Raw genomic sequence first — 19,501 nt, 5'->3', positions numbered from 1 at the left:
CGCGCAAAACTGCGACATAATGCAAATCTTTCGCATTATGTGTAAAGGGTTGTGGTTGGAAATATTTCTTATTCACCTTGTGGGAGCGAGCTTGCTCGCGATGAACGTCAGGGCGCCGCGTTTATTCAGACCGCACGCGTTATCGTTAACGTCCATCGCGAGCAAGCTCGCTCCCACATAGGGATTACAAGATGGCGGCGTTACTACGCTGGGCCTGCCTCAGGTAAGCGCTCAACTCCCGCGCCGGCAGGGGTTTGCTGTAGAAGTAGCCCTGCCCCTCGTGGCAGCCCTCGGAGATGATGTAGGCCTCCTGCTCCAGGGTCTCTACGCCTTCGGCAATCACCTGCATGCCCAGGCTCTTGCCCAGTTGAATGATGGCGCGAACGATGGTCGCGTCGTCGTCGTCATCGAGCAGGTCCTGGACGAAGCTCTTGTCGATCTTGATCTTGTCCAGCGGCAGGCTTTTCAGGTAACTCAGTGACGAATAACCGGTACCGAAGTCGTCGATCGCGATCAGCGCGCCGGAGCGGCGCAGGCTGAGCAAATGCTGGGCGGCGGTGCTGATGTCTTCCATCAGGCCGGTCTCGGTGACTTCCAGCTCCAGGCTTCGCGGTGGCAGGCGATACATTTGCAGCAGGTTGTTGACCACCCGTGGCAACTCGGCGTGGTGCAACTGCACGGTGGACAGGTTGACCGCCATGCGCAGGTCGCTGAAGCCCTGGTCGTGCCACTCGCGCAACTGTTTACAGGCCTGGTCCAGCACCCACTCGCCGATGGCGATGATGGTGCCGTTCTGCTCGGCCAGCGGGATGAACAGGTCCGGAGGTACCATCCCGTGCTCCGGATGCTGCCAGCGGATCAACGCTTCGACGCCGACCACCCGGTGATCGCGATAACTGATCTGCGGTTGGTAGACCAGGTAGAACTGGTCGCGGGTCAGTGCATCGCGCAGGTCTTTTTCCAGTTCGCGACGCCGACGCATTTCGGTGTCGACGCTGGCGATATAGAACTGATAGCGGTTGCGCGAGCGCGTCTTGGCCAGGGTCATGGTCTGCTCGGCTTTTTGCAGCAGCTTCTCGGTGCTGTCGCCATCCTCGGGGAACAGGGTGATGCCAATGGTCGCGCGCAGGCGGATCTGCTGGTGATCCAGGTCAAACGCCGCTTCCAGGTCATCGAGAATGCTTTGCGCCAGTTCGGCGGCTTCGTAGGGTTGCTCGATATCGGCCTGGACCAGGGCGAACTGGTCGCCACCCAGGCGGGCGAGGGCGCCCAGGCGTCCGCTGTGGGCGCGCAGGCGATCGGCCAGGGCCAGCAGCAACTGGTCGCCGGTCTGGTAGCTGAACTGTTCGTTGATGCCCTTGAAGTCGTCGAGCCCGACACACAGCACCGCGACCCGGCGTTGCAGCTTGCCGGCATCGACCAGGATCTTGTCCAGCTGCGTCTGCAATTGCTGGCGGTTCGGCAGGCCGGTGAGGAAATCGTACTGGGCCATGCGCAACAGGCTGTTTTCCGCTTCGTGGCGCAGGTGGGTGTTGCGCTCGATGGATTCGAGCAACTGGTTGGCGGTGTTGATCCACACCCCCAGTTCGTTTTTCTCGTGGCCCTTGAGCAAAGGAATCTTGTGCTCGCTGGGGCGGTCGGGATTGATTTCGGTCAGGTGCTCGATGATGCGCGACAAAGGTTTGGTCAACAGCCAGTGATAGACCAGGTACAGCACCAGTCCCATCGCCAGGGCACGCAATACCCCGGAAATGAAGATGATCACCGAACTGACGATAAAACCCTTGCCGTAGGTGGCTGTGTCGAGGGTGATGCTCAGGTCGCCGTAGTACTCGCTGTAAGGGCCGCGTCCCACCAACTGGGTGGTGAAGGTGCGTTCCTTGCCGAGGATCAGGTCGGTCAGCCAGCGACTGCTGGAGTGCTGCAACTCACGGGATTTCTGCGCCAGCATGGCTTCGTTGGGATGGCCGATGGACGCCTGACGCACGGCATCGTCCTGGAACAGGCCTTCGATCACCTGCATGCCCATTTCCCGGTCCAGGCTGTAGACGGCCTGGGTCGAGGGGTCGCGGAACATGTCGAGGATGCGTTCGGCATCGCCGGCGACGGCCTGGCGTGTTTTATAGGCATCGAAGACGATCTGCGCGCAGCTCAAGACCACGCCGACGATCAATGCCGACAGGAGCACGACCCGGAGCAACTTCACCGACAAGCTGTTCTTGAGTTCCAGCTTCAAAGGGTTATTCCTTGTTCCGTGCGGGTAGCGTCAAGTTGCCATGAGTATTGGCAATCCCGTGATGGCAGTCAAAGGGACAATCCACCCTGGGGGAATTTGCCTGTTGCTTGGCCGATTTGCTGTGGTCTGGGGCGATTGCCCAATGAGTACTGTGTCGGTAGTCGAGTCCTTCAACTTGAGGGGATTGGGACAAAATTTCCTTTTGTTTGATGTTAGACGGCTGTGGCGCTGAGGCAAGGGGCCGAGTGCCGGTTTCAGGGCACAAAAAAGGCGACCCTCTTGCGAGAGTCGCCCTGGTTTTAACTACGGTTGTCGCTTATTCCGACAGTTTGTACGCAATCACATAGTCACCCTGTTTCGTGCCCAGTGAACCGTGACCGCCAGCCACGACCAGCACGTATTGCTTGCCGTCCTTGCCGGTGTAGGTCATCGGCGTGGTTTGCGCGCCTGCCGGCAGGCGACCTTCCCACAGTTGCTTGCCGTTTTTCACGTCATAGGCTCGCAGGTACTGGTCGAGGGTACCGCTGAGGAAACCGACGCCACCGGCGGTGGTGAAGGTGCCGCCCAGGCTCGGTACGCCCATGCTCAGCGGAATCGGCACCGGCGAGCTGTCGCGCACGGTACCGTTCTTGTGCATCCAGATCTTTTCATGGGTGGTCAGGTCGATCGCGGCCACGTAGCCCCACGCCGGCGCCTGGCACGGCAGGCCCATTGGCGACAGCAAGGCTTCGAGCACCACACCGTACGGCGCGCCCTTGTTGGGTTGCACGCCTTCGGTTTCGCTTTTGCGCGGGCCTTGGGCGGCGATTTCGGCGGCCGGGATCATCTTCGATTTGAACGCCATGTAGCTCGGGTTCACGAATGCGATCTGACGCACCGGGTCAACCGAGATTCCGCCCCAGTCGAACACGCCGAAGTTACCGGGATAGACGATCGAACCCTGCAGCGATGGCGGTGTGAACGGGCCGTCGTAGCGCATGGATTTGAAGTCGATCCGGCAGATCAGTTGGTCGAACGGCGTGACGCCCCACATGTCGCGCTCCTGCAGCGGCGGTGGCATCAGGTTGAGGTCGGATTTCGGTTGGGTCGGCGAGGTGTGGTCGCCTTCCACCGCGCCTTGCGGCACCGGCACTTCGTTGATCGGCACGATGGCCTGGCCGGTGCTGCGGTCCAGCACGTAGATGCTGCCTTGCTTGGTCGACGTCAAAACGGCCTGCTTCACGCCGTCAGCGGTTTTCAGGTCCATCAGGGTTGGCTGGCCGCCGACGTCCATGTCCCACAGGTCATGGTGGGTGAACTGGAAGTGCCAGCGCACTTTACCGGTGGCGATGTCCAGGGCGGTCAGGCCGGCCGCGTGCAATTCCGATTCGGGGGTACGCGCGCCGCCGAACTGGTCCGGGGTCTGGTTGCCCATCGGCAGGTAGAGCATGCCGAGTTTTTCATCGACCGCGAACATCGACCACATGTTTGGCGAGTTGCGGGTGTAGGTCTTGCCCTCGGCAATCGGTGTGGTGTCGTCGGGGTTGCCGCTGTCCCAGTTCCACACCAGTTTGCCGGTGTGCACGTCGAACGCGCGGATCACGCCGCTCGGCTCGTCGGTGGAGACGTTGTCGGTGACGTGGCCGCCAATCACCACCAGGTCCTTGGTGACCGCGGGAGGCGAGGTGGAGTAGTAACCGCCGGCGGTGAAGCCGCCGATGTTGGCGCGCAGGTCGACCTGGCCCTTGTCGCCAAAGTCTTCGCACATCTTGCCGGTGTCGGCGTTCAGGGCGATCAGGCGGGTGTCGGCGGTCGGCAGGAAGATCTTGCGCGGGCAAGCGCTGGCCGGGGCCGGGCTGGCCGAACCGGTCGGGCTCTGCTCGGAGGCATACACCGCGTCATCGTGATAGGTCACGCCACGGCAGGTCATGTGCGCCCAACCCTTGAAGTTCGCCGCGTTCTGCGTCGACAGCTTCGGATCGAAACGCCAGATTTCCTTGCCGGTGTCCGGGTCCAGCGCGATCACCTGGCTGTGCGGCGTGCACACGTAGAGCATGCCGTTGACTTTCAGCGGGGTGTTTTCGGCGGTGGTTTCACCCGGGTCGTTCGGCCCTGGCAGGTCGCCGGTGCGGTAGGTCCAGGCCGGTACCAGCTTGTTGACGTTCTGCGGGGTGATCTGCGCCAGCGGCGAGTAACGGTCGCCATGGGCGCTGCGGCCATAGGAGTTCCAGTCACCGTCAGGCATGGCCGGGGCGGTGTTGGTCATGCCCGGCACGCTGTCGCGGTCCAGCTGACCCTTGATTTCACCCGGGTTGGTGAACTGGCTGGCCAGGGCGGTTGCGCCCGCGATCACCACGGCCACGCTCAGGGCGCCGGTGCCCATGGGGGCGGCGCCATTACGCAGCAGTGGACGGCGGAACCACGGCAGCAACATGACCAGGCCCAGGGCGAACAGCATCGCCAGGCGCGGCACCAGTTGCCACCAGTCGAGACCGACTTCCCACAGTGCCCAGACGGTGCTGGCGAACAGCACCAGTGCGTACAGGCCAAGCGCAGCGCGGCGCGCGGCGATCAGCAGGATGCCGGTCAGCGCCAGGCCGATACCGGCCAGCAGGTAGTACAGCGAACCGCCGAGCATGCTCAGCTTGATCCCGCCGGCCAGCATGGCCAGGCCCATTACCAGAAGCAGTATGCCGAGCAAGGTCGGCAATAGACGGCTTCGACTCAAAGCACCTTCAGTGCTCATAGTGTGGTTCTCCGTGACGTTTCAAGTGGTCCCGCGCAGGTTCACTGTAGATGACGATCCCGCGTGGGCATGGTTCAGATATATCTATCGGGTTCACGCAATCCCCTATAGGAGCGAGCTTGCTCGCGAAAAACCTGAGAACGATGCGGGGTGTCAGGTTTTCGCTGCGTTATCGTTCACGACCATCGCGAGCGAGCTCGCTCCTACAGGGGGTTGTGGTGTTGGTTAGAAGGACGACTGGATCTTGATCCCGCCAATCAGCGCGTCATCGACCTCGTTCACGCCACCGGGGTGGCGGATGTATTGCAGGTTCGGGCGCACGGTCAGCCAGTTCGTGACGTGCACGCCGTAATAGAGCTCGGCGCTGTATTCGGTGTCCTGGGGCGGCAGGAAGGTCGGGTCGTCGTAGTCGAAGACCGCCTTGGCCTGGTTGCTCGCCTCGGCATTCTTGCGATACGCCGGGTTGACGTGCACGCGGGCCATGGCAAAGCCGATGTCATCCCTGGCGCGGGCATCGAACAGGCCTTTGTAGACGAGGCCGGCCTGGACATAGTTGTCGATGGCGTTGGTTTTCTTGTCGTGCATCGTGCCGTTGGCGAACAGGCTCAGGCCGCGGGAATGGTCGCTGGCGATGCTGGTGACTTGCTGCTGGATGCCCAGCCACACGCCGTGCTTGCTCGATGCGCTGCGGTAAGCCTCGCCACTCAGGGCGGCAGGCTGGCCGTGGCTGTCCTTGTAGACATCGGTGGCGTTGGCGTTGCTGTAGTAATAGCCGGCACGGTATTCACCTGGCAGGCCATTGAGCTTCGGCGTCCACACCAGCTCCACCGGCAGGATGGCCCCTTGGGTACCGCTGCCGCTGAGCTTGAAGCCGTTGTCGCGATCGAGGTTCGACGGGTTTTGCTCATAGGCGCCGACCTGCGCGTACAACTCGGGTGTCAGGTGAAACTTGACCCGCATCGCCCACTGGCTGACCGGCCAGTTGTACCAGATGTCGCCCACCCAGTTGCCGACCTGGGAACCGCAGAACGCCAGGTTCTGGAAGTCGCAGGGAAAGCTGTTGAAGTCTTCGCCTTCGCCGAAACGGCCGACCTTGATGTCGAGTTTCTGGTCGAGGAATTTCTGCTGGTACCACATCTGGGTGAGACGCGTGGTCTGGCCACGACCCCAGACTTCCTGGGCCGAGGTGAAGCCGCCGACCCGAGGGTCGTTGATCCGGTCGTTGCTGATGTTGTTGCCGCTGCGCTTGGTGATGGTCAGCTGGAACTCGGCGTCGTCCCAGCCGAGGATTTTCTGCAGGTCCAGGTGAGTGCCCAGGGCGAACTGATCGCTGTAGCGAGCGGTACGATCGTGATCGTAGCCGCCATGCAGGTTGCTGCCCATTTCGCCGGTGTAGTCGATCTTGAAATCGTAGCCCTTTGCCGAGAGTTCACTGCGGGTGCCGTTCCAGTCGCCGAGCATCCACGGGGAGTCGCTGTCGAAGGCGGGCGCCGCCTGGGCGCAAGTGGCGAGGCTGAAAGCGCCGAGGCCTGTGAGCAGGCAAGCGACAGGCGTAAAGACAGCGCTGTCTTTCGAGAATCGTAATTCAGGCATAGAGAAGGAATTCTTGATCTTTTTCTGGGGGATGAACGTAAACGACAGAAGCAAAGCTGACGGCAGAAGCGTTTCAGCTTGGGCGGGCGTAAGGATAATGTTCTGTTACAAATAGAGAAAGCGCTTTTACCGACATGCATCCTTTCAGATTTGGTAACAGTCCGGTAGGAGCTGCCGCAGGCTGCGATCTTTTCCGTTTCACCTACATTTAACGTAAGGTGCGCGGCTTCCAATTCCCACTCTGCTCGAAGGCCTGGCATGAACGAACACAACCCCGATCCGCTGCACGGCGTGACACTGGAACAGATCCTCAACGCGCTGGTTGAACACTACGAGTGGTCGGGGCTGGCCGAGCGCATCGATATCCGTTGCTTCAAGAGCGATCCGAGCATCAAGTCGAGCCTGACGTTCCTGCGCAAGACCCCGTGGGCGCGGGAGAAAGTCGAACGTCTATACGTGAAACTGATGCGCACCAAGCGTCCGGTTTGACATGCCGCCCGCGCAGGGTATGCAGCGACGCTTGATTACACTGGCGGCCGTGCTGGGCTGGGCCGGCCTGAGTATCCAGCTGTACCTGATTTTTTTTGCGCGCTGGAATTTCGGCGCCAGTCTGCTCGGCGGCCTGGTGAGTTTCTTCAGCTACTTCACCGTGCTGAGCAACACCCTGGTGGCGACCGTGCTGACCTGTGCAGCGACGTCCCGCGAATCGGCGGCGCGTCGCTGGTTCCTGCAGCCGTGGGTCAGCTGTGGCATTGCCGTGAGCATCGTTGTGGTCAGCCTGGCCTACAACCTGTTGCTGCGTCATTTGTGGCATCCAGAAGGCTGGCAATGGCTGGCCGATGAGCTGCTGCATGACGTGATGCCGCTGCTGTTCCTGGTGTATTGGTGGCGTTGCGTGCCCAAGGGCAGGCTGCGGATGGGACACATCGGGTTGTGGGTGATCTATCCGCTGGTCTACTTCGCCTATTCGCTGCTGCGTGGGCATGTGCTGGCGGTTTATCCCTACCCATTCATCGATGTCGAGAAACTGGGTTATCCACAGGTGTTTATCAATGCCGGGGGATTGCTGGTGGGGTTTGTCTTGATTGCGTTAATGGTGATCGGCTGGGATCGGTGGCTGGGGCGTCGCAATATAGGCCTGGATTTGTAGTGTAGGTAATATCGCCATCGCGAGCAGGCTTCCACAGTGGATCGCCTGCGAACGCAGATCCTGTACATGGCAATCATCCAATGTGGGAGCGGGCTTGCTCGCGAAGACTGCCGACCAGTCGATAGAGATGTCAGCTGACCACCGCTTACGTCGGAACGCCGCCCGGAGCAAGTCCGCCCATGGGTACTAGCAGTTCTGCTAGTACCCAACGCTATGCAGAATGAATCAAACTGGAGGCCTTGAATAAAGTCGGAAAGTTCAACAAGGTAGACCTTTTCATGACTGACCCTATGGCTGATAACCATCGCAACTCGCTTGGGCAACGCACTGTCCTGCTGGCAACCGACAATAAGAACTCGGTGTTCGCCGAAATCGCAGGGGCAAGCCCAACTCCATCGCCTATTCTGCCTACGGTCAACAATCCGGGCAGCAGGAAGTTGCGACGCGATTAGGTTTCAACGGTGAATTGCGTGAGGCGCGCATCGGCTGGTATTTACTGGGCAACGGCTACCGCGCTTACAACCCGATATTCATGCGCTTCCATAGCCCAGATAGATGGAGTCCGTTTGGAAATGGCGGGTTGAATACGTATATGTATTGCGTGGGGGATCCGGTGAATTTTTCGGATCCGACGGGGCATGTTCGATGGGGTAAGATGGGAGCCAATTTTTTTAACTTTCTATTTGGTGGCGCCGATATTACGGGGCCAAGCCGTTCCAAAAGCCTAATGGCTTCAGCTCCTCTCGGCCCAATGCGTCCTGAAAAAACAGGGGAACTGAAGGCGTTAGGCAGAATAAGTACCGTTACCGCTTCAACACCGGGTCCAAGAGGAAATAACAGTCCAGCTATCAGCGACATTCAACCAACCACGGGCCTATACCACGGATACGACGGACCACCACCGCATGAGAGGCCCAGCTATTTTCCGTCTACGAGTAGGCCTAATCAAAACCCGAATCTGCTAGCCGGTAAAATTGACCCCGACAGACGTGTTGTATGGGACGGTAAAGTAAAAGAGCCGAGCCTTGAACACAATCAACTTCAAGGCGACGCGGCTGGAGGTCATCCAAGTGATTTACGTGGCAACCGCCCACTACCACCCCAAGAATCGCGAGAACTGCGGCTACATCGGGCCCTAGCGCGAGAACGAGCAGTAAATGACATGATGCAAATGCGGGCTCGACAAATTCGAGAAGCTGGACAAGATCCTCGAAGAATGCAGGCGGATATAGCCAGGGCTGGTTTAGAAGCAGGTTTAGAATTTAACGCCAGGTTCCCCCCTATCCGCCGTTAATAGTGCGAATGTCTAGTCGTGAAAAACGAACAAAGGGGACGATTTATTGCTCTTAGCTGGGAAATAAGCCTGTCCGCTTTTACGTCCCGCTTTTCCGGCGGTGACTGACCAAATCATTGTTCAGCGCTCTCGAAGGTTGCGGGAAAAGGGACCACACGAAACCCTCCCACCGTCGCTGCCAATTCAGCGACCGGGTGTGGAAACCCGTGTAATTCAAGGCGCAACAGCGCCCCCATCACGTCTGCCGGCGCTTTTTTTGTGTCTGCGGCGTGAGTTATGGCGGCTGTGCGTGGGACGTCTTCGGACGTGCCGGTTTCCTTGATTCCCGGTTTTCCACCCTGCGCACAGCTGTCACCCATTCGTGTGGAAACGAACGTGGCAGCTCCTCATATCAAGGAGTTGGATAATGCGCAGTATCAATCCGTTTGAGATTTGGCTTTCCCCTCTACGCAGTTCCCAATCACGTAACGCGCTCTCCCGTTGGTGGATGATGCGGTGAAGGTGCTGGCTCGGGAGCGGGAGGTTGGGTTGTCAGCTACGCGGGCGGCAAAGGCTGAAGCTTAGTGTTTGAGGCCTGTGGGGGGCTTGCGATGGTGGTAGCTCATTCAGCATTTATGTTGGCTGGGCTGGCGCTATCGCGAGCAGGCTCGCTCCTACAGGGGGCATTGGTGGCATACGTCGACCACCGCAAAAACAAGATCTACCATGACCGGTCATCGTAACTGGTACTTCTAACAGTTATGCGCGGTCAACGAGGCAGGCTAAATCGCAGTTCAATCACTGCTGGGGTATTCAGCCATGCCAATAAGACATCAATTTGTATTTCCAACCGAAACACTACAGATGGCTTACGAGATGTCCCAAGTGTTCGACCTCCATGTCAACAATGAAGACTATGTCGAATTCGACTGGATGCCGGGAACCACCTGGAAAATCCTACGAAAAAAATTCTACGTATTGGGTGATGGCAGCGTCGAACGCGTCGATTATCTGACGGAACGGGTAGAAGATCCTGAATTGCCCTGAACCCGCAGCGCCTGAGCTCTGCATTGCTCCACTGGTCGGAACTGTTATTTCTAACAGTTCCACCCAACAAAATCGCAGCGGATAAGTCTCCCCAGAAGCCAAGTGCCGGCTTCTGCCGTGCACCTGATGGCTAAACTACAAGGAGCTTTCATCATGGCCAATCCTGCGCCAACGCTGAATATCGACGTCACCGGCTCTCCCCCCCAAGCAACGATTACACTCGCCACGTTCAAGGGACCTCTGCGCCTCGGCATCTCCAATACCGCACAGCTTTATCTGGAAGGCATTGTCTATGCCATTATCGGCGATCCTGAAGACCCCGAATTGAAAGGTGCCGACATCGCCGCAGGCGAGTGGGTACTCTCATCGCCAGATGCAGAACCGGAAGACGGTGAGTATCAACAGAGCCAAGACCTGGAGGTCAAGCTGTCCCTGGCGCAGTTGCAAAGGTTCAAGGGTCGAATAGTGGAATTGCGTTATCAGGGAACAGGAGAATCGAGTCTGACTACAGACTCAGACCCGATTTTACTCACCATCATTTGAACCAGCATGGCACCACAAGGCTCCCACTAGGGTGTGGTGTACACAGATCCCATGTGGGAGCCAGCCTGCTGGCGATGGGGCCCTGAAGCCGGTCACTCCTCGTCGCTGTCATCCAGCCGCCAGTAACCCACCGCCTTGACGAACTGCTCATCCAGCCCATGCTCATCGAGCAACACCCGACGAATCTGCCGCGACACTTTGCTCTCGGTTGCCACCCACGCGTACAGGCTGCCGGCGGGCACCTGGATCTGGCGCACGGTGCTCAGCAGATGATCCTTGCCCCCTTCGCGCAGCACCCAGATTACATTGACCTCGGCAGCACTCTCCAACACCTGCTGTTCCTTGCCGTTTTCCACTTCGACAATCACCAGCGCCTTGCGATTGGCCGCCAGGCCTTCAAGGCGTCGGGCGATGGCGGGCAGGGCGGTCTCGTCGCCGATCAGCAGGTAGCTGTCGAAGATGTCCGGCACGATCATCGAACCCCGTGGCCCGCCGATGTGCAGGAACTGCCCGGGTTGGGCTTGTTCGGCCCAGGTCGAGGCAGGGCCGTCGCCGTGCAGGACGAAATCGATATCCAGCTCCAGGGCATCCAGGTCGTAGCGGCGCGGGGTGTAGTCGCGCATGGCCGGTTTTGGGCCGTCGTCCTTGCCGGCGCCGAGTACCAGGGTGTCCAGTGCCGCGTGTTGCGCCGCGTCCTGCGGGAACAGCAGTTTGACGTGGTCATCGGTGCCGAGACTGATGAAACCGGCCAGCTCAGGGCCGCCCAAGGTAATGCGGCGCATGCGCGGGGTCAGGTCGACGACGCGCAGGACTTCAAGTTTGCGACGTTTGATTTCGTGCATCACACGGTGAATGGTTGAGGTATCGACTGCGGTCATTCGGCGATCTCCTGGCCAGCCTGAACGGCTGGGCCGTCGACAATGGCTTTGGCGGTGTTGTTGAGCAGGGTGGCGACGCGCTGGATCTCTTGCGCACTCCAGCGGCCGTGGTGCAGTTGCAGGGCATGGCGCAGGTTATGCACAGCCTCGTGGATTTCCGGCGGACGATCGTGGCCGCGCAACGAGCGCTTGCTGACATCGATGCGCACCCGCACGCCTTCGAGGGCGATGGCCTGATCGCTCAGGGACAGGCGGCCGGCGTCGGTCACGCTGTAGCGTTTCTTCCCGCCTTCGGCATCGCCCTGGATCATTTCGCTTTCTTCCAGAAAGGTCAGGGTGGGGTAGATCACACCGGGGCTGGGGCTGTAGGCGCCGTCGAACATGCCTTCGATCTGGCGGATCAGGTCGTAGCCGTGGCAGGGCTGTTCGGCGATCAGGGCCAGCAACAGCAGTTTCAGGTCGCCGGGGGCGAATACCCGGGGTCCGCGACCGCCGCGTTCGCGGCCGGGGCGTTTTTCGAAGCCGTCGCGACCGTCGCCGTGTTCGCGGTGGGGGGAATGATGGTCTCTCATTTTTTCCTTCTCCTGTCGTGTCTAGATACAACGTAAGATATATCTTATGACCCGTGCAAGCTTTTTTGACCAGCGGTCGGTACGTGCGCCGCGCCCGTCGGTCCGGCGGGAGAAAGGAGTGCTGGCTATTTTAGAGTAATTAAACTAATTATCAGGCTTCCAACTATTGTCAGTAGTTAGTTACTGGCTAAGTAGTATGGTTCTTACAGAAGTTGTTTTAGTTTTTGTCTGTATGCTTTTTCAGATAAAACTGTGTGTAGGATATGGCTGATGGGTAAATGTCGTAGCTGTCTGATTTGAATGCTTTTTCTGTCGATGCGTGAGTCACTTTTACTACATGTTGCGCAGAGTTTTCGTACTTACTTTCTTAGGAAATTGGTCAATCATTCTCCGTGTCGAAAGTTGAACCGAAACGCCATCATTCTGGTTGTTGGCACGGATCATCAAAACTTTCTACAGACCAATCCTTTGAAAACACAGGTACTCGACAATGTTCAAGAAGTTTGCAATCGCCGTCCCGATGACCCTCCTGGCCCTCAGCACTTCGATGGCGTTCGCTGCGGAAGAAGCGCGCACCTCCATCAACATCACCGCTGATATTCCGAGCAAGGTGTTTCATGCCCAGCCTGTGAACCCGGATTTCGGCAAAGACGAAAATATGCGGTACCAGTTGGGCACCGGTACCTTGACCGATGTAGCCGGCATGTTCGACATCCAGCACACCAACGGCTCGGTGAATGCTTACGTCGAAGGCGGCCCGCAGCCATTGTTCAATGGCAATCCAGCGCAAAACATTCCACTGACCTACACCTTCAACGGCGTAACACTGACCGGCACTTCTCAGGAAGTGGTGGGTGACACCGAGTCCAATGGCGGGATGCGTGCCGAGATGCGTATTACGGCGGCCAAACCGGGCGATGGTCAGACCGGCCTGTACACCGCCAATCCAGTGGTGGTCTTCGACGCCATTCCTCGCATCACCCAGTAATACGGTTATTCACCAGGGCACTGTCCCTGTTTGATGACAAATACCGGTCGACGGGTAACTTCTGTCCGTCGATCGGGTTTCAATGCATTTATCTTCAGAGAATTCCGTTCATGTTCCCGATGACGCCCATCGCGACGGCGCTTGCCCTGTGTTTTTGTGCAAGCGCCCTGGCTGCGCCCATGGATAACAGCCAGACGCCTCGAAGTTTGCTGGCGCAAGCCAAAGGTTTACCGAGTGAGTTTGAAGAGCACTTCTTTGATGTGCCGCTGGCGGTGCGCGTGGAACTTGATCAACAATTTCTCGGTGAGGCGATGGTCGTGTTATCGCGCGACGATCGCATCACCCTCGTTGACTTCACTGATGTCAGCGACAGCTCCATCAAGGCCAGTGAACGCGATACCTGGTCGAGCTATCTCAAGCAAGGCATAGCGTTGGGCGGGTGTCAGGCCAAGTGCCCGGAACAGCTGCTGGCCGTGCACTACAGCCTGGAAAATTCCCTGGTTTCGATCCTGACCGAAAACGCCGAGCGCGACGACCAGGTGCAGCGTTACTACAGCCTGCCCGAAGGCGGCAGTACCGGCTTGATCGTGCGCAACCAGTTGAACCTCAACGGTGGCCAGAATCAGGACCTGGGTGGGCGTTATGGCCTGGAGGCCAGCAGCAGCCTGGGCAACTGGACGCAAGCGGCCAACATTCAATTGTCTCGATTGGGTGGCCTGGATAACCAGCTCTATCACTCGGTCAACGAGCTGTACACCCAACGCGAACTGGAGGGCAACTTCCTGCGCCTGGGGTTGTTCACGCCCTCGTCCGAAGGCCTGACCCGACAACCGCGTACGTTCGGCACCAGCCCCGACACCGCGGTAGGCGTCATGTATGGCAGCTCCGACAGCCTGGCCATCAACAACCCGAAACCGGCGGTCTATCCGGTCTACGTCACCGCCAATCGCCAGGGGTCGGTGGAAATCTACCGCGACGGTCTGTTGATCAATACCCAGGCCGTACCGGCCGGATTGCAGACCCTCGATACCCGGCCGCTACCCGGCGGCATTTATGAAGTGGAAGTGCGCCTGATCGAGGACGGCCAGATCACCTCCAGCACACAGGAGCTGATCTACAAACCCAACAATTGGCGCAATCACGACGAGCGCTGGCGCTACAACCTGTTTGCCGGCCGTGAATCCAAGGTGCTCAGTAACTGGGACGAGCAGGACGACGGCGACATGACCGCGGGCGCGGCCTTCAACTTTCTGCTGCACCCGCGGGTCATCCTGGGCTTAAGCGGGCGGCAGGTGCGCGACACGTTGCAATACGGCACGTCGGTCGATTGGGCGATCGTCAACAATGCCAATCTCTTTGCCAACGTCTACCAGACCGAAGACTACGGCACCGGCCTCGATGTGCAGGGGCTCTGGTCCTATGGCAGCGGCAGCCTCGTCGCCAGCCACACCCGCAGCTGGCTCGACACGACCCGACTCTACGACACCTTGCCCGATGGTACGCGGGTGCGGCAGCGCAACGTGTTTGTCGGCCAGACCAGCAACTCTTCGTTGTCGGTGAATCATCGGCTCGACAGTAAAAATTCCCTCAACGCCCGGGTCTCCCACAGTGAAGGCAACACCGAAGGCACCGGCGTCGATCTCGGCTGGACCCAGCGCACGCGCCTGTTCGGCAGCGATGCCAACTGGCGGCTGTCGCTGTTCGATCGGCCTGGCAGTTACAGCTCCGGTGACGATAGAAATCGTGGCGTCGACTTGAGCCTGACCCTGGCCTTGGGCGGGCCGGGTGAGCAGATCTCCGGCAGCATCGGCTCGCGCACCGACCGCGATGGCGGTCGGGACAACAATGCCTCGGTCACCTACCGCAAGGACTTGCAGGATCACCTGCTGCAAAGCGTTTCGGCGACAGCCATCACCGACACTTACGGCATCGGTCTGAACGCCATGGCGACCATGACCTCGGACCTGATCAACGGCGACGGTTTCATTCAGCGCTCGTCCTACAACAACGACCTCACCGGTGGCCTGAACCTGGACAGCACCGTGGCCGTTGGCGGACAGAAAATGGTCATGACCAGCCAGTACCACCGTAACGGCGCCGGCATGATCATCGACGTGGAGTCCGATATCGAGGGCATTGCCCTGCGTGCCGACGACCTCAGTGGCGGCAGCGCGGTGCTGCGCCCGGGGCGAAATTTCGTGCCGATCACCGCCTACAGAAGCAGCTCGGTGAGCTTCGATTTCGAGGGCAATCATGTGCCTGCCGCGACCATCCAGCCCGCCCGTTCGAGCTATCACCTGAACAAGGGTGGCGTGGAATATCGCCAGGTCCGCGTGATGAAAACCCTCACCGTGCTCGGCCGCTTGATCGACCCCCAGGGCAATCCGCTCAAGGGCCACCACATCATCAACCACGCCAGCCGCGGCGTGAGTGAAGTGGACGGGTTTTTCTCCATGGAAATGAACGCAGGCTCACCGACGCTGGAGGTGCGCCACGGCAACCAGTTGCTCTGCCAGTTCCGCCTGGACCCGAGCCTTGGGCGCACTGAAAACAACGTGTTGATGATCGGCGATCTGCGCTGCACGCCGGATACGTTGGCGGGTATCGGGCAGGCGGAAGGGGAGGCGGGTTAAACCGTCTCGGACGTATTTCAAGGGGGCAGGACAGTGACGTTTTTTTTCGTATTACCGAAGCGGTTGCGTGGCAGCGCCGCGTGTTTTTTCAGCTTGGCGATGCTGCTGCCGGCTTCCGTGGAGGCGGTAACTCAGCAAATCAGCGCCACCTTCCGGCCGGATCCGACAAACCCGCAGTACAACGAATTCATCAACAAAACGCCGAACAGCGGATTTTGCCTGGATAACCCATCGCAATGCCGCGAAGCCAATTTATTCAGCCTCCGACTACCGATTCCTTCCCATTCGATTGGCACGATCCAGGGACTGCATTCGGATCCACGCCAGGGAGCCATGTTCAATATACCCTCGGACTGGCAGGACATTGTTGTGACGCATCCCACCGCGCCGCCGCAAGTTGTCAAATTCCGGGTTGCAGGTATGGGCGTCGCCTACATGCTGCCACTTCCCGCACCAGAATTGACGAATGGGGCCGGGCACAATTTTGTGTGGGAACACGGAATCTGGATGCACGCGGGGCCACCTTGCACAGGTCTTGACGGGGCGGGCGATGACATTGGTTTCAACAGCTTCTGGAGACACCCGGTGGGTGCCGGGGTGTGTGCCAAGCGTGCGCTTGTCAATATCCCACAGCCCTTTCGTTATCTGACATTCGACATCACCTATGAGCTGACGACCCCCAACCCGCTGCAAATGGTCGCGGGTCAGTACACCGGCCAGCACGTGTTTCAAGTAGGTCCCCATAAGGATTTTGATCTCGGCGACATCATGCAGCCCGAAGACAACGTGATCGTGCTCGACTTTGTGCTGGATGTTGAACACATATTGAAAGTTGAGATTCCTCCTGGTGGTAACCGCGTTGAATTGGAACCCCAGAATGGCTGGCAGAGCTGGTTGCAACAAGGCCTGAAACCGACGCGTCTGTTCCGCGACCAGACATTCAGTATTTCCACCAGTTCGCGTTTCAAAATGAACCTGGAATGCCAGTACTCACAAGACAGCAAGACCTGCTCTTTGTATGAGCCCCGGTCCGGACATGGGGTACCGCTATTGGTCAGCGTGAGCCTGCCCCATGGGTTGACCGACGCTGACGGGCAAACCATCAACCGCCGCAGGTTATTGCTGGATGGCAGCGGTACCGAACTATTCCAACCAGGCATCTATGTGGACCGTAAACCGGGAACGCTGCATTTCGAGATTGCCCAGAACGAAGTTGCGGAAATGATCAAGCCGCGACAACTGCGGCATTACTCGGGCCAGGTCACGATTATCTGGGACTCCGAAGTCTAGGTCTTTGCGTTATTGCACATCCATTCGACGAGGTACAGGACGATGAAACGTCTGTTGGCAACTGTTGGTTTTTGTCTGCTCACCCAGGTGGCCCAGGCCGCCCCGAACATCAATATCGGCACCGTGTATGACTATCTGGACGGGGACAAAAGTACCTTCTTGAAACGCGTTTTCAATGGCGGCGACAGTACGGCGTTCGTCAAGGTCAACATCCTCGAGATTCTCTACAGCGCCGATGGCACATCCCAGGAAGTGCCGCTCAAGACCCATGCCGACGGCAATTCCCGCGATGGCCTGATGGCCAGCCCGGCGCGGCTGATCGTGCCGGCCAACGGCATGCAGGGCACCCGCCTGTTGTTCATGGGCGAGCGTGACAAAGAGCGCTATTTCCGCGTGCGTTTCGTGCCGGTGGTACCCGAGAAAGAGGATGAGTTCGCGGTCTCCAGTGAAGAGCGCGATGACTATAAAAAGGAATTGTCCGCCGGGGTCACCGTGTTGGCCGGTTATGGCGCGGTGTTTTTTGTCCGGCCCAAGGACACGGTTTTCAACAGTGCCATCGAGAATGACCCGGGCAACTATCGAATCCGCAACAACGGCAATTCCGTCGTGGTGGTCGATGAGTTTCGCGACTGCTCGATCAAGAACGAACAAGACTGCCAACCCACCACCAAACACCACATTCTCGCGGGCCGCACGTTCACCTTCGAAAAACAGGCGGGTCGTCAGTACCACTTCACGCTGGTGGAAGGCCAGAGCAGCAAAAAACTTGATGTGAAGGGATAACGCCATGTTCAAGAAGCTTTCACGGGTGCTTGTTGCTACGACCTTTGCGTGGGCCAGCTTGTCGGCATTTGCGGCCCGGGAAGTGCAAACGTTCGACGTGTTCGTCACCATTCCGACCCTGGGGTTTTACGTCATTCCCGCTGACCCCGGCTGGATCCACCGCGAACAACAACTGCCCTGGAACCTGAGCGCCTCGACGCTGGGCGGCTTGCGCAAGTATTTCGACGTCAAGAACGAAGCGGGCGCCATAGAGGCCAGGCTTGAAGGTCGGCCCTATTTGTCCAACGGATTCGCGGCCCAAGACATCGGCTTGCAGGTGCTGTTCAACGGCACGGCTTTGAGCGAACTGCAAAGCAGCGAAGTGGTTTCCCTGAGCGATGCGGCGCCGGGTAAACGGGTGTTGCTGGAAATCCTGCCCATGCCACCTGCCGATGGAGTCTACAAACCCGGCAGCTATTTTGGCAGCGTCAATTTGATCTTCAATGCAGTATTGCCGGAGGCTTGAGTGAAAGGCGATGAACTTCAAAAAAATATCAGGAAAAACCAGCCGTTTAGCCTGGGTCATGGTGTTGCTTGCAGGGAGCATTGAACCAGCGATGGGTGCTTCCACGGACATCAAGGCGCTGTTTCGGCCGGATTCATCGAAGCCCATGGACAACAAGTTTATCAATCAAACACCGAACAGTGGGTATTGCGTGTCCAACCCCGTCGAGTGTAATCGGCTGAACATGTTCAGCATTCGGCTACCCCTGAGGTTCGAGTCAACCAGGCCGCTTCTGCCTGACACTGATCCACGCAGTAATGCCATCTTTAGCGTGCCGGCACAGTGGCGCTCCCTGACGGTGAGGAACATCAGTACAGGAGAGTCGGAGCAAGTGGAAGTACGCATTGCAGGGTTCGGCTCACAGTACAGTCTAAGCGATACGGCCGCCAATCTGACAGGGGCCCCGGAAGGTGAAGCGCACCAGAGATTGTGGACCCAATCGAGCTGGGTCTATGCCCCCCCGCCCTGCGTGTACAGTGGCGTTGGATTCTACTCCCCTTACTCCTACTCTTTTTTCTGGAGGACGCCTGTCGCGGGTACCTGTCTCAAGTCGACCCTGTTTCCCATTCCGGCAATGGCTTACAACTATCTGGATTTCGCCTACGAACTTCGAACGCCGAATCCGCTGGGCATGTCATCAGGTTCTTATACGGGTGCCTTGAGTTATCGCGTCGGCCCCGGGGGCGACTTCGATATGGGCGATGTCATGGTTCCCAACGATACCGAGATGCTCTTGAACTTTGAGCTGGAGGTTCAGCACACGTTGAAAGTCGAAGTGCCACCGGGCGGCAATCGCGTGGAGCTGGTCCCCCAGGGTGGCTGGCAATCCTGGCTCACCCAGGGGCGCAAGCCGACGCGCCTGTTGCGCGACCAGACGTTCAACATCTCCGCCAGCTCACGGTTCAAGATGAGCCTGGAATGCCAGCACTCACAAGACAGCAAGACCTGCTCGTTGTATGAACCCCTGTCCGGTCACGCCGTCCCGCTGTTGATCAGCGTGAGCCTGCCCCATGGGTTGACCGACGCTGATGGGTTAGCCGTCAATCGCCGCCGGTTGTTGATGGATGGCAGCGGTACCGAACTGTTTCAGCCAGGCATCTATGTGGACCGCAAAGTGGGAACGCTGCATTTCGAGATTGCCCCGGACGAAGTCGGGGAGATGATCAAGCCGCGACAGTCACGACAGTATTCGGGTTGGGTCAATGTCATCTGGGATTCGGAGGTATGAATGCACGCCCCTGAAGGT

The 19,501-nt window shown here is 58.7% G+C and carries 15 protein-coding genes and 1 pseudogene; 11 read left to right on the top strand and 5 right to left on the bottom strand.

The features are described from left to right. Window positions 1–184: 184 nt before the first annotated feature. The 3 genes from SOP85_RS16395 to SOP85_RS16385 form a co-directional block, all read right to left on the bottom strand. Window positions 185–2,236 carry a putative bifunctional diguanylate cyclase/phosphodiesterase gene (locus SOP85_RS16395; RefSeq protein WP_274074247.1) on the bottom strand — a complete coding sequence of 684 codons (2,052 nt, stop codon included), beginning with the start codon at window positions 2,234–2,236 and terminating at the stop codon, window positions 185–187. A 316-nt stretch (window positions 2,237–2,552) separates the two neighbouring features. After that, entirely contained in the window at window positions 2,553–4,961 is a 2,409-nt protein-coding gene (locus tag SOP85_RS16390) for a glucose/quinate/shikimate family membrane-bound PQQ-dependent dehydrogenase (RefSeq protein ID WP_323627508.1), read from the bottom strand. A gap of 225 nt (window positions 4,962–5,186) precedes the next feature. Next, on the bottom strand, window positions 5,187–6,554 hold the full coding sequence (locus tag SOP85_RS16385; protein WP_323627507.1) for a carbohydrate porin: 1,368 nt from the start codon (window positions 6,552–6,554) through the stop codon (window positions 5,187–5,189). Between the two features lie 258 nt (window positions 6,555–6,812). On the opposite strand from SOP85_RS16385, the gene SOP85_RS16380 reads away from it, so the two are divergent. The 5 genes and pseudogenes from SOP85_RS16380 to SOP85_RS16360 all read left to right on the top strand — a co-directional run bounded on the left by SOP85_RS16380 (window position 6,813) and on the right by SOP85_RS16360 (window position 10,567). Next, on the top strand, window positions 6,813–7,043 hold the full coding sequence (locus tag SOP85_RS16380; protein ID WP_274074250.1) for a VF530 family protein: 231 nt from the start codon (window positions 6,813–6,815) through the stop codon (window positions 7,041–7,043). A 19-nt stretch (window positions 7,044–7,062) separates the two neighbouring features. Next, complete coding sequence (locus tag SOP85_RS16375) at window positions 7,063–7,704, top strand: Pr6Pr family membrane protein (RefSeq protein WP_442967911.1); 642 nt, start codon at window positions 7,063–7,065, stop codon at window positions 7,702–7,704. A gap of 394 nt (window positions 7,705–8,098) precedes the next feature. After that, window positions 8,099–8,332 (top strand): annotated as a pseudogene (locus SOP85_RS16370) (RHS repeat-associated core domain-containing protein); the annotation flags it as partial. Between the two features lie 1,521 nt (window positions 8,333–9,853). Continuing rightward, window positions 9,854–10,024 carry a hypothetical protein gene (locus SOP85_RS16365; RefSeq protein WP_323627505.1) on the top strand — a complete coding sequence of 57 codons (171 nt, stop codon included), beginning with the start codon at window positions 9,854–9,856 and terminating at the stop codon, window positions 10,022–10,024. A gap of 153 nt (window positions 10,025–10,177) precedes the next feature. Next, window positions 10,178–10,567: a hypothetical protein gene (locus tag SOP85_RS16360; protein WP_323627504.1), complete on the top strand. Its 390-nt coding sequence runs from the start codon at window positions 10,178–10,180 to the stop codon at window positions 10,565–10,567. A gap of 92 nt (window positions 10,568–10,659) precedes the next feature. Here SOP85_RS16360 and SOP85_RS16355 read toward each other — a convergent pair whose 3' ends face one another. Next, a complete protein-coding gene (locus SOP85_RS16355; protein ID WP_323627503.1) occupies window positions 10,660–11,445 on the bottom strand; it encodes a siderophore-interacting protein in 786 nt (261 codons plus the stop codon). Next, on the bottom strand, window positions 11,442–12,017 hold the full coding sequence (locus tag SOP85_RS16350; protein WP_274074256.1) for a PadR family transcriptional regulator: 576 nt from the start codon (window positions 12,015–12,017) through the stop codon (window positions 11,442–11,444). The genes SOP85_RS16355 and SOP85_RS16350 overlap by 4 nt, the downstream gene beginning before the upstream one ends. A 490-nt stretch (window positions 12,018–12,507) precedes the next feature. Here SOP85_RS16350 and SOP85_RS16345 point away from each other — a divergent pair, with 490 nt between their 5' ends. The 6 genes from SOP85_RS16345 to SOP85_RS16320 all read left to right on the top strand — a co-directional run bounded on the left by SOP85_RS16345 (window position 12,508) and on the right by SOP85_RS16320 (window position 19,483). Then, entirely contained in the window at window positions 12,508–13,005 is a 498-nt protein-coding gene (locus SOP85_RS16345) for a CS1 type fimbrial major subunit (protein WP_274074257.1), read from the top strand. 110 nt (window positions 13,006–13,115) lie between these two features. Next, window positions 13,116–15,638 (top strand): TcfC E-set like domain-containing protein, encoded by a 2,523-nt coding sequence (locus SOP85_RS16340; RefSeq protein WP_323627502.1) that lies wholly within the window; start codon window positions 13,116–13,118, stop codon window positions 15,636–15,638. A 33-nt stretch (window positions 15,639–15,671) separates the two neighbouring features. Next, window positions 15,672–16,928, top strand: coding sequence for a hypothetical protein (locus SOP85_RS16335; protein WP_323627500.1), 1,257 nt, complete (start codon window positions 15,672–15,674; stop codon window positions 16,926–16,928). Window positions 16,929–16,970: 42 nt separating this feature from the next. Continuing rightward, a complete protein-coding gene (locus SOP85_RS16330) occupies window positions 16,971–17,711 on the top strand; it encodes a molecular chaperone (RefSeq protein WP_323606921.1) in 741 nt (246 codons plus the stop codon). 4 nt (window positions 17,712–17,715) lie between these two features. Further along, window positions 17,716–18,216: a CS1 type fimbrial major subunit gene (locus tag SOP85_RS16325; RefSeq protein WP_323627499.1), complete on the top strand. Its 501-nt coding sequence runs from the start codon at window positions 17,716–17,718 to the stop codon at window positions 18,214–18,216. Window positions 18,217–18,226: 10 nt separating this feature from the next. Continuing rightward, window positions 18,227–19,483 carry a hypothetical protein gene (locus SOP85_RS16320; RefSeq protein ID WP_442967910.1) on the top strand — a complete coding sequence of 419 codons (1,257 nt, stop codon included), beginning with the start codon at window positions 18,227–18,229 and terminating at the stop codon, window positions 19,481–19,483. The last annotated feature ends 18 nt before the right edge of the window (window positions 19,484–19,501 follow it).

This window comes from Pseudomonas sp. YuFO20 (assembly GCF_035064975.1).
In the GTDB taxonomy this organism is placed as follows: Bacteria; Pseudomonadota; Gammaproteobacteria; order Pseudomonadales; family Pseudomonadaceae; genus Aquipseudomonas; species Aquipseudomonas putida_AE.
The sequence above is the reverse complement of the archived record's forward strand: the minus strand, read 5'-3'. Positions and strand labels throughout refer to the sequence as shown.

Excerpts from the sequence above, each read along its gene's own strand:
- SOP85_RS16320 (WP_442967910.1), top strand. The coding sequence starts at position 18,227 with ATGAACTTCAAAAAAATATCAGGAAAAACCAGCCGTTTAGCCTGGGTC.
- SOP85_RS16340 (WP_323627502.1), top strand. The coding sequence starts at position 13,116 with ATGTTCCCGATGACGCCCATCGCGACGGCGCTTGCCCTGTGTTTTTGT.
- SOP85_RS16360 (WP_323627504.1), top strand. The coding sequence starts at position 10,178 with ATGGCCAATCCTGCGCCAACGCTGAATATCGACGTCACCGGCTCTCCC.
- SOP85_RS16380 (WP_274074250.1), top strand. The coding sequence starts at position 6,813 with ATGAACGAACACAACCCCGATCCGCTGCACGGCGTGACACTGGAACAG.
- SOP85_RS16345 (WP_274074257.1), top strand. The coding sequence starts at position 12,508 with ATGTTCAAGAAGTTTGCAATCGCCGTCCCGATGACCCTCCTGGCCCTC.
- SOP85_RS16350 (WP_274074256.1), bottom strand. The coding sequence starts at position 12,017 with ATGAGAGACCATCATTCCCCCCACCGCGAACACGGCGACGGTCGCGAC.
- SOP85_RS16325 (WP_323627499.1), top strand. The coding sequence starts at position 17,716 with ATGTTCAAGAAGCTTTCACGGGTGCTTGTTGCTACGACCTTTGCGTGG.
- SOP85_RS16330 (WP_323606921.1), top strand. The coding sequence starts at position 16,971 with ATGAAACGTCTGTTGGCAACTGTTGGTTTTTGTCTGCTCACCCAGGTG.
- SOP85_RS16390 (WP_323627508.1), bottom strand. The coding sequence starts at position 4,961 with ATGAGCACTGAAGGTGCTTTGAGTCGAAGCCGTCTATTGCCGACCTTG.
- SOP85_RS16365 (WP_323627505.1), top strand. The coding sequence starts at position 9,854 with ATGTCCCAAGTGTTCGACCTCCATGTCAACAATGAAGACTATGTCGAA.
- SOP85_RS16355 (WP_323627503.1), bottom strand. The coding sequence starts at position 11,445 with ATGACCGCAGTCGATACCTCAACCATTCACCGTGTGATGCACGAAATC.
- SOP85_RS16375 (WP_442967911.1), top strand. The coding sequence starts at position 7,063 with ATGCAGCGACGCTTGATTACACTGGCGGCCGTGCTGGGCTGGGCCGGC.
- SOP85_RS16385 (WP_323627507.1), bottom strand. The coding sequence starts at position 6,554 with ATGCCTGAATTACGATTCTCGAAAGACAGCGCTGTCTTTACGCCTGTC.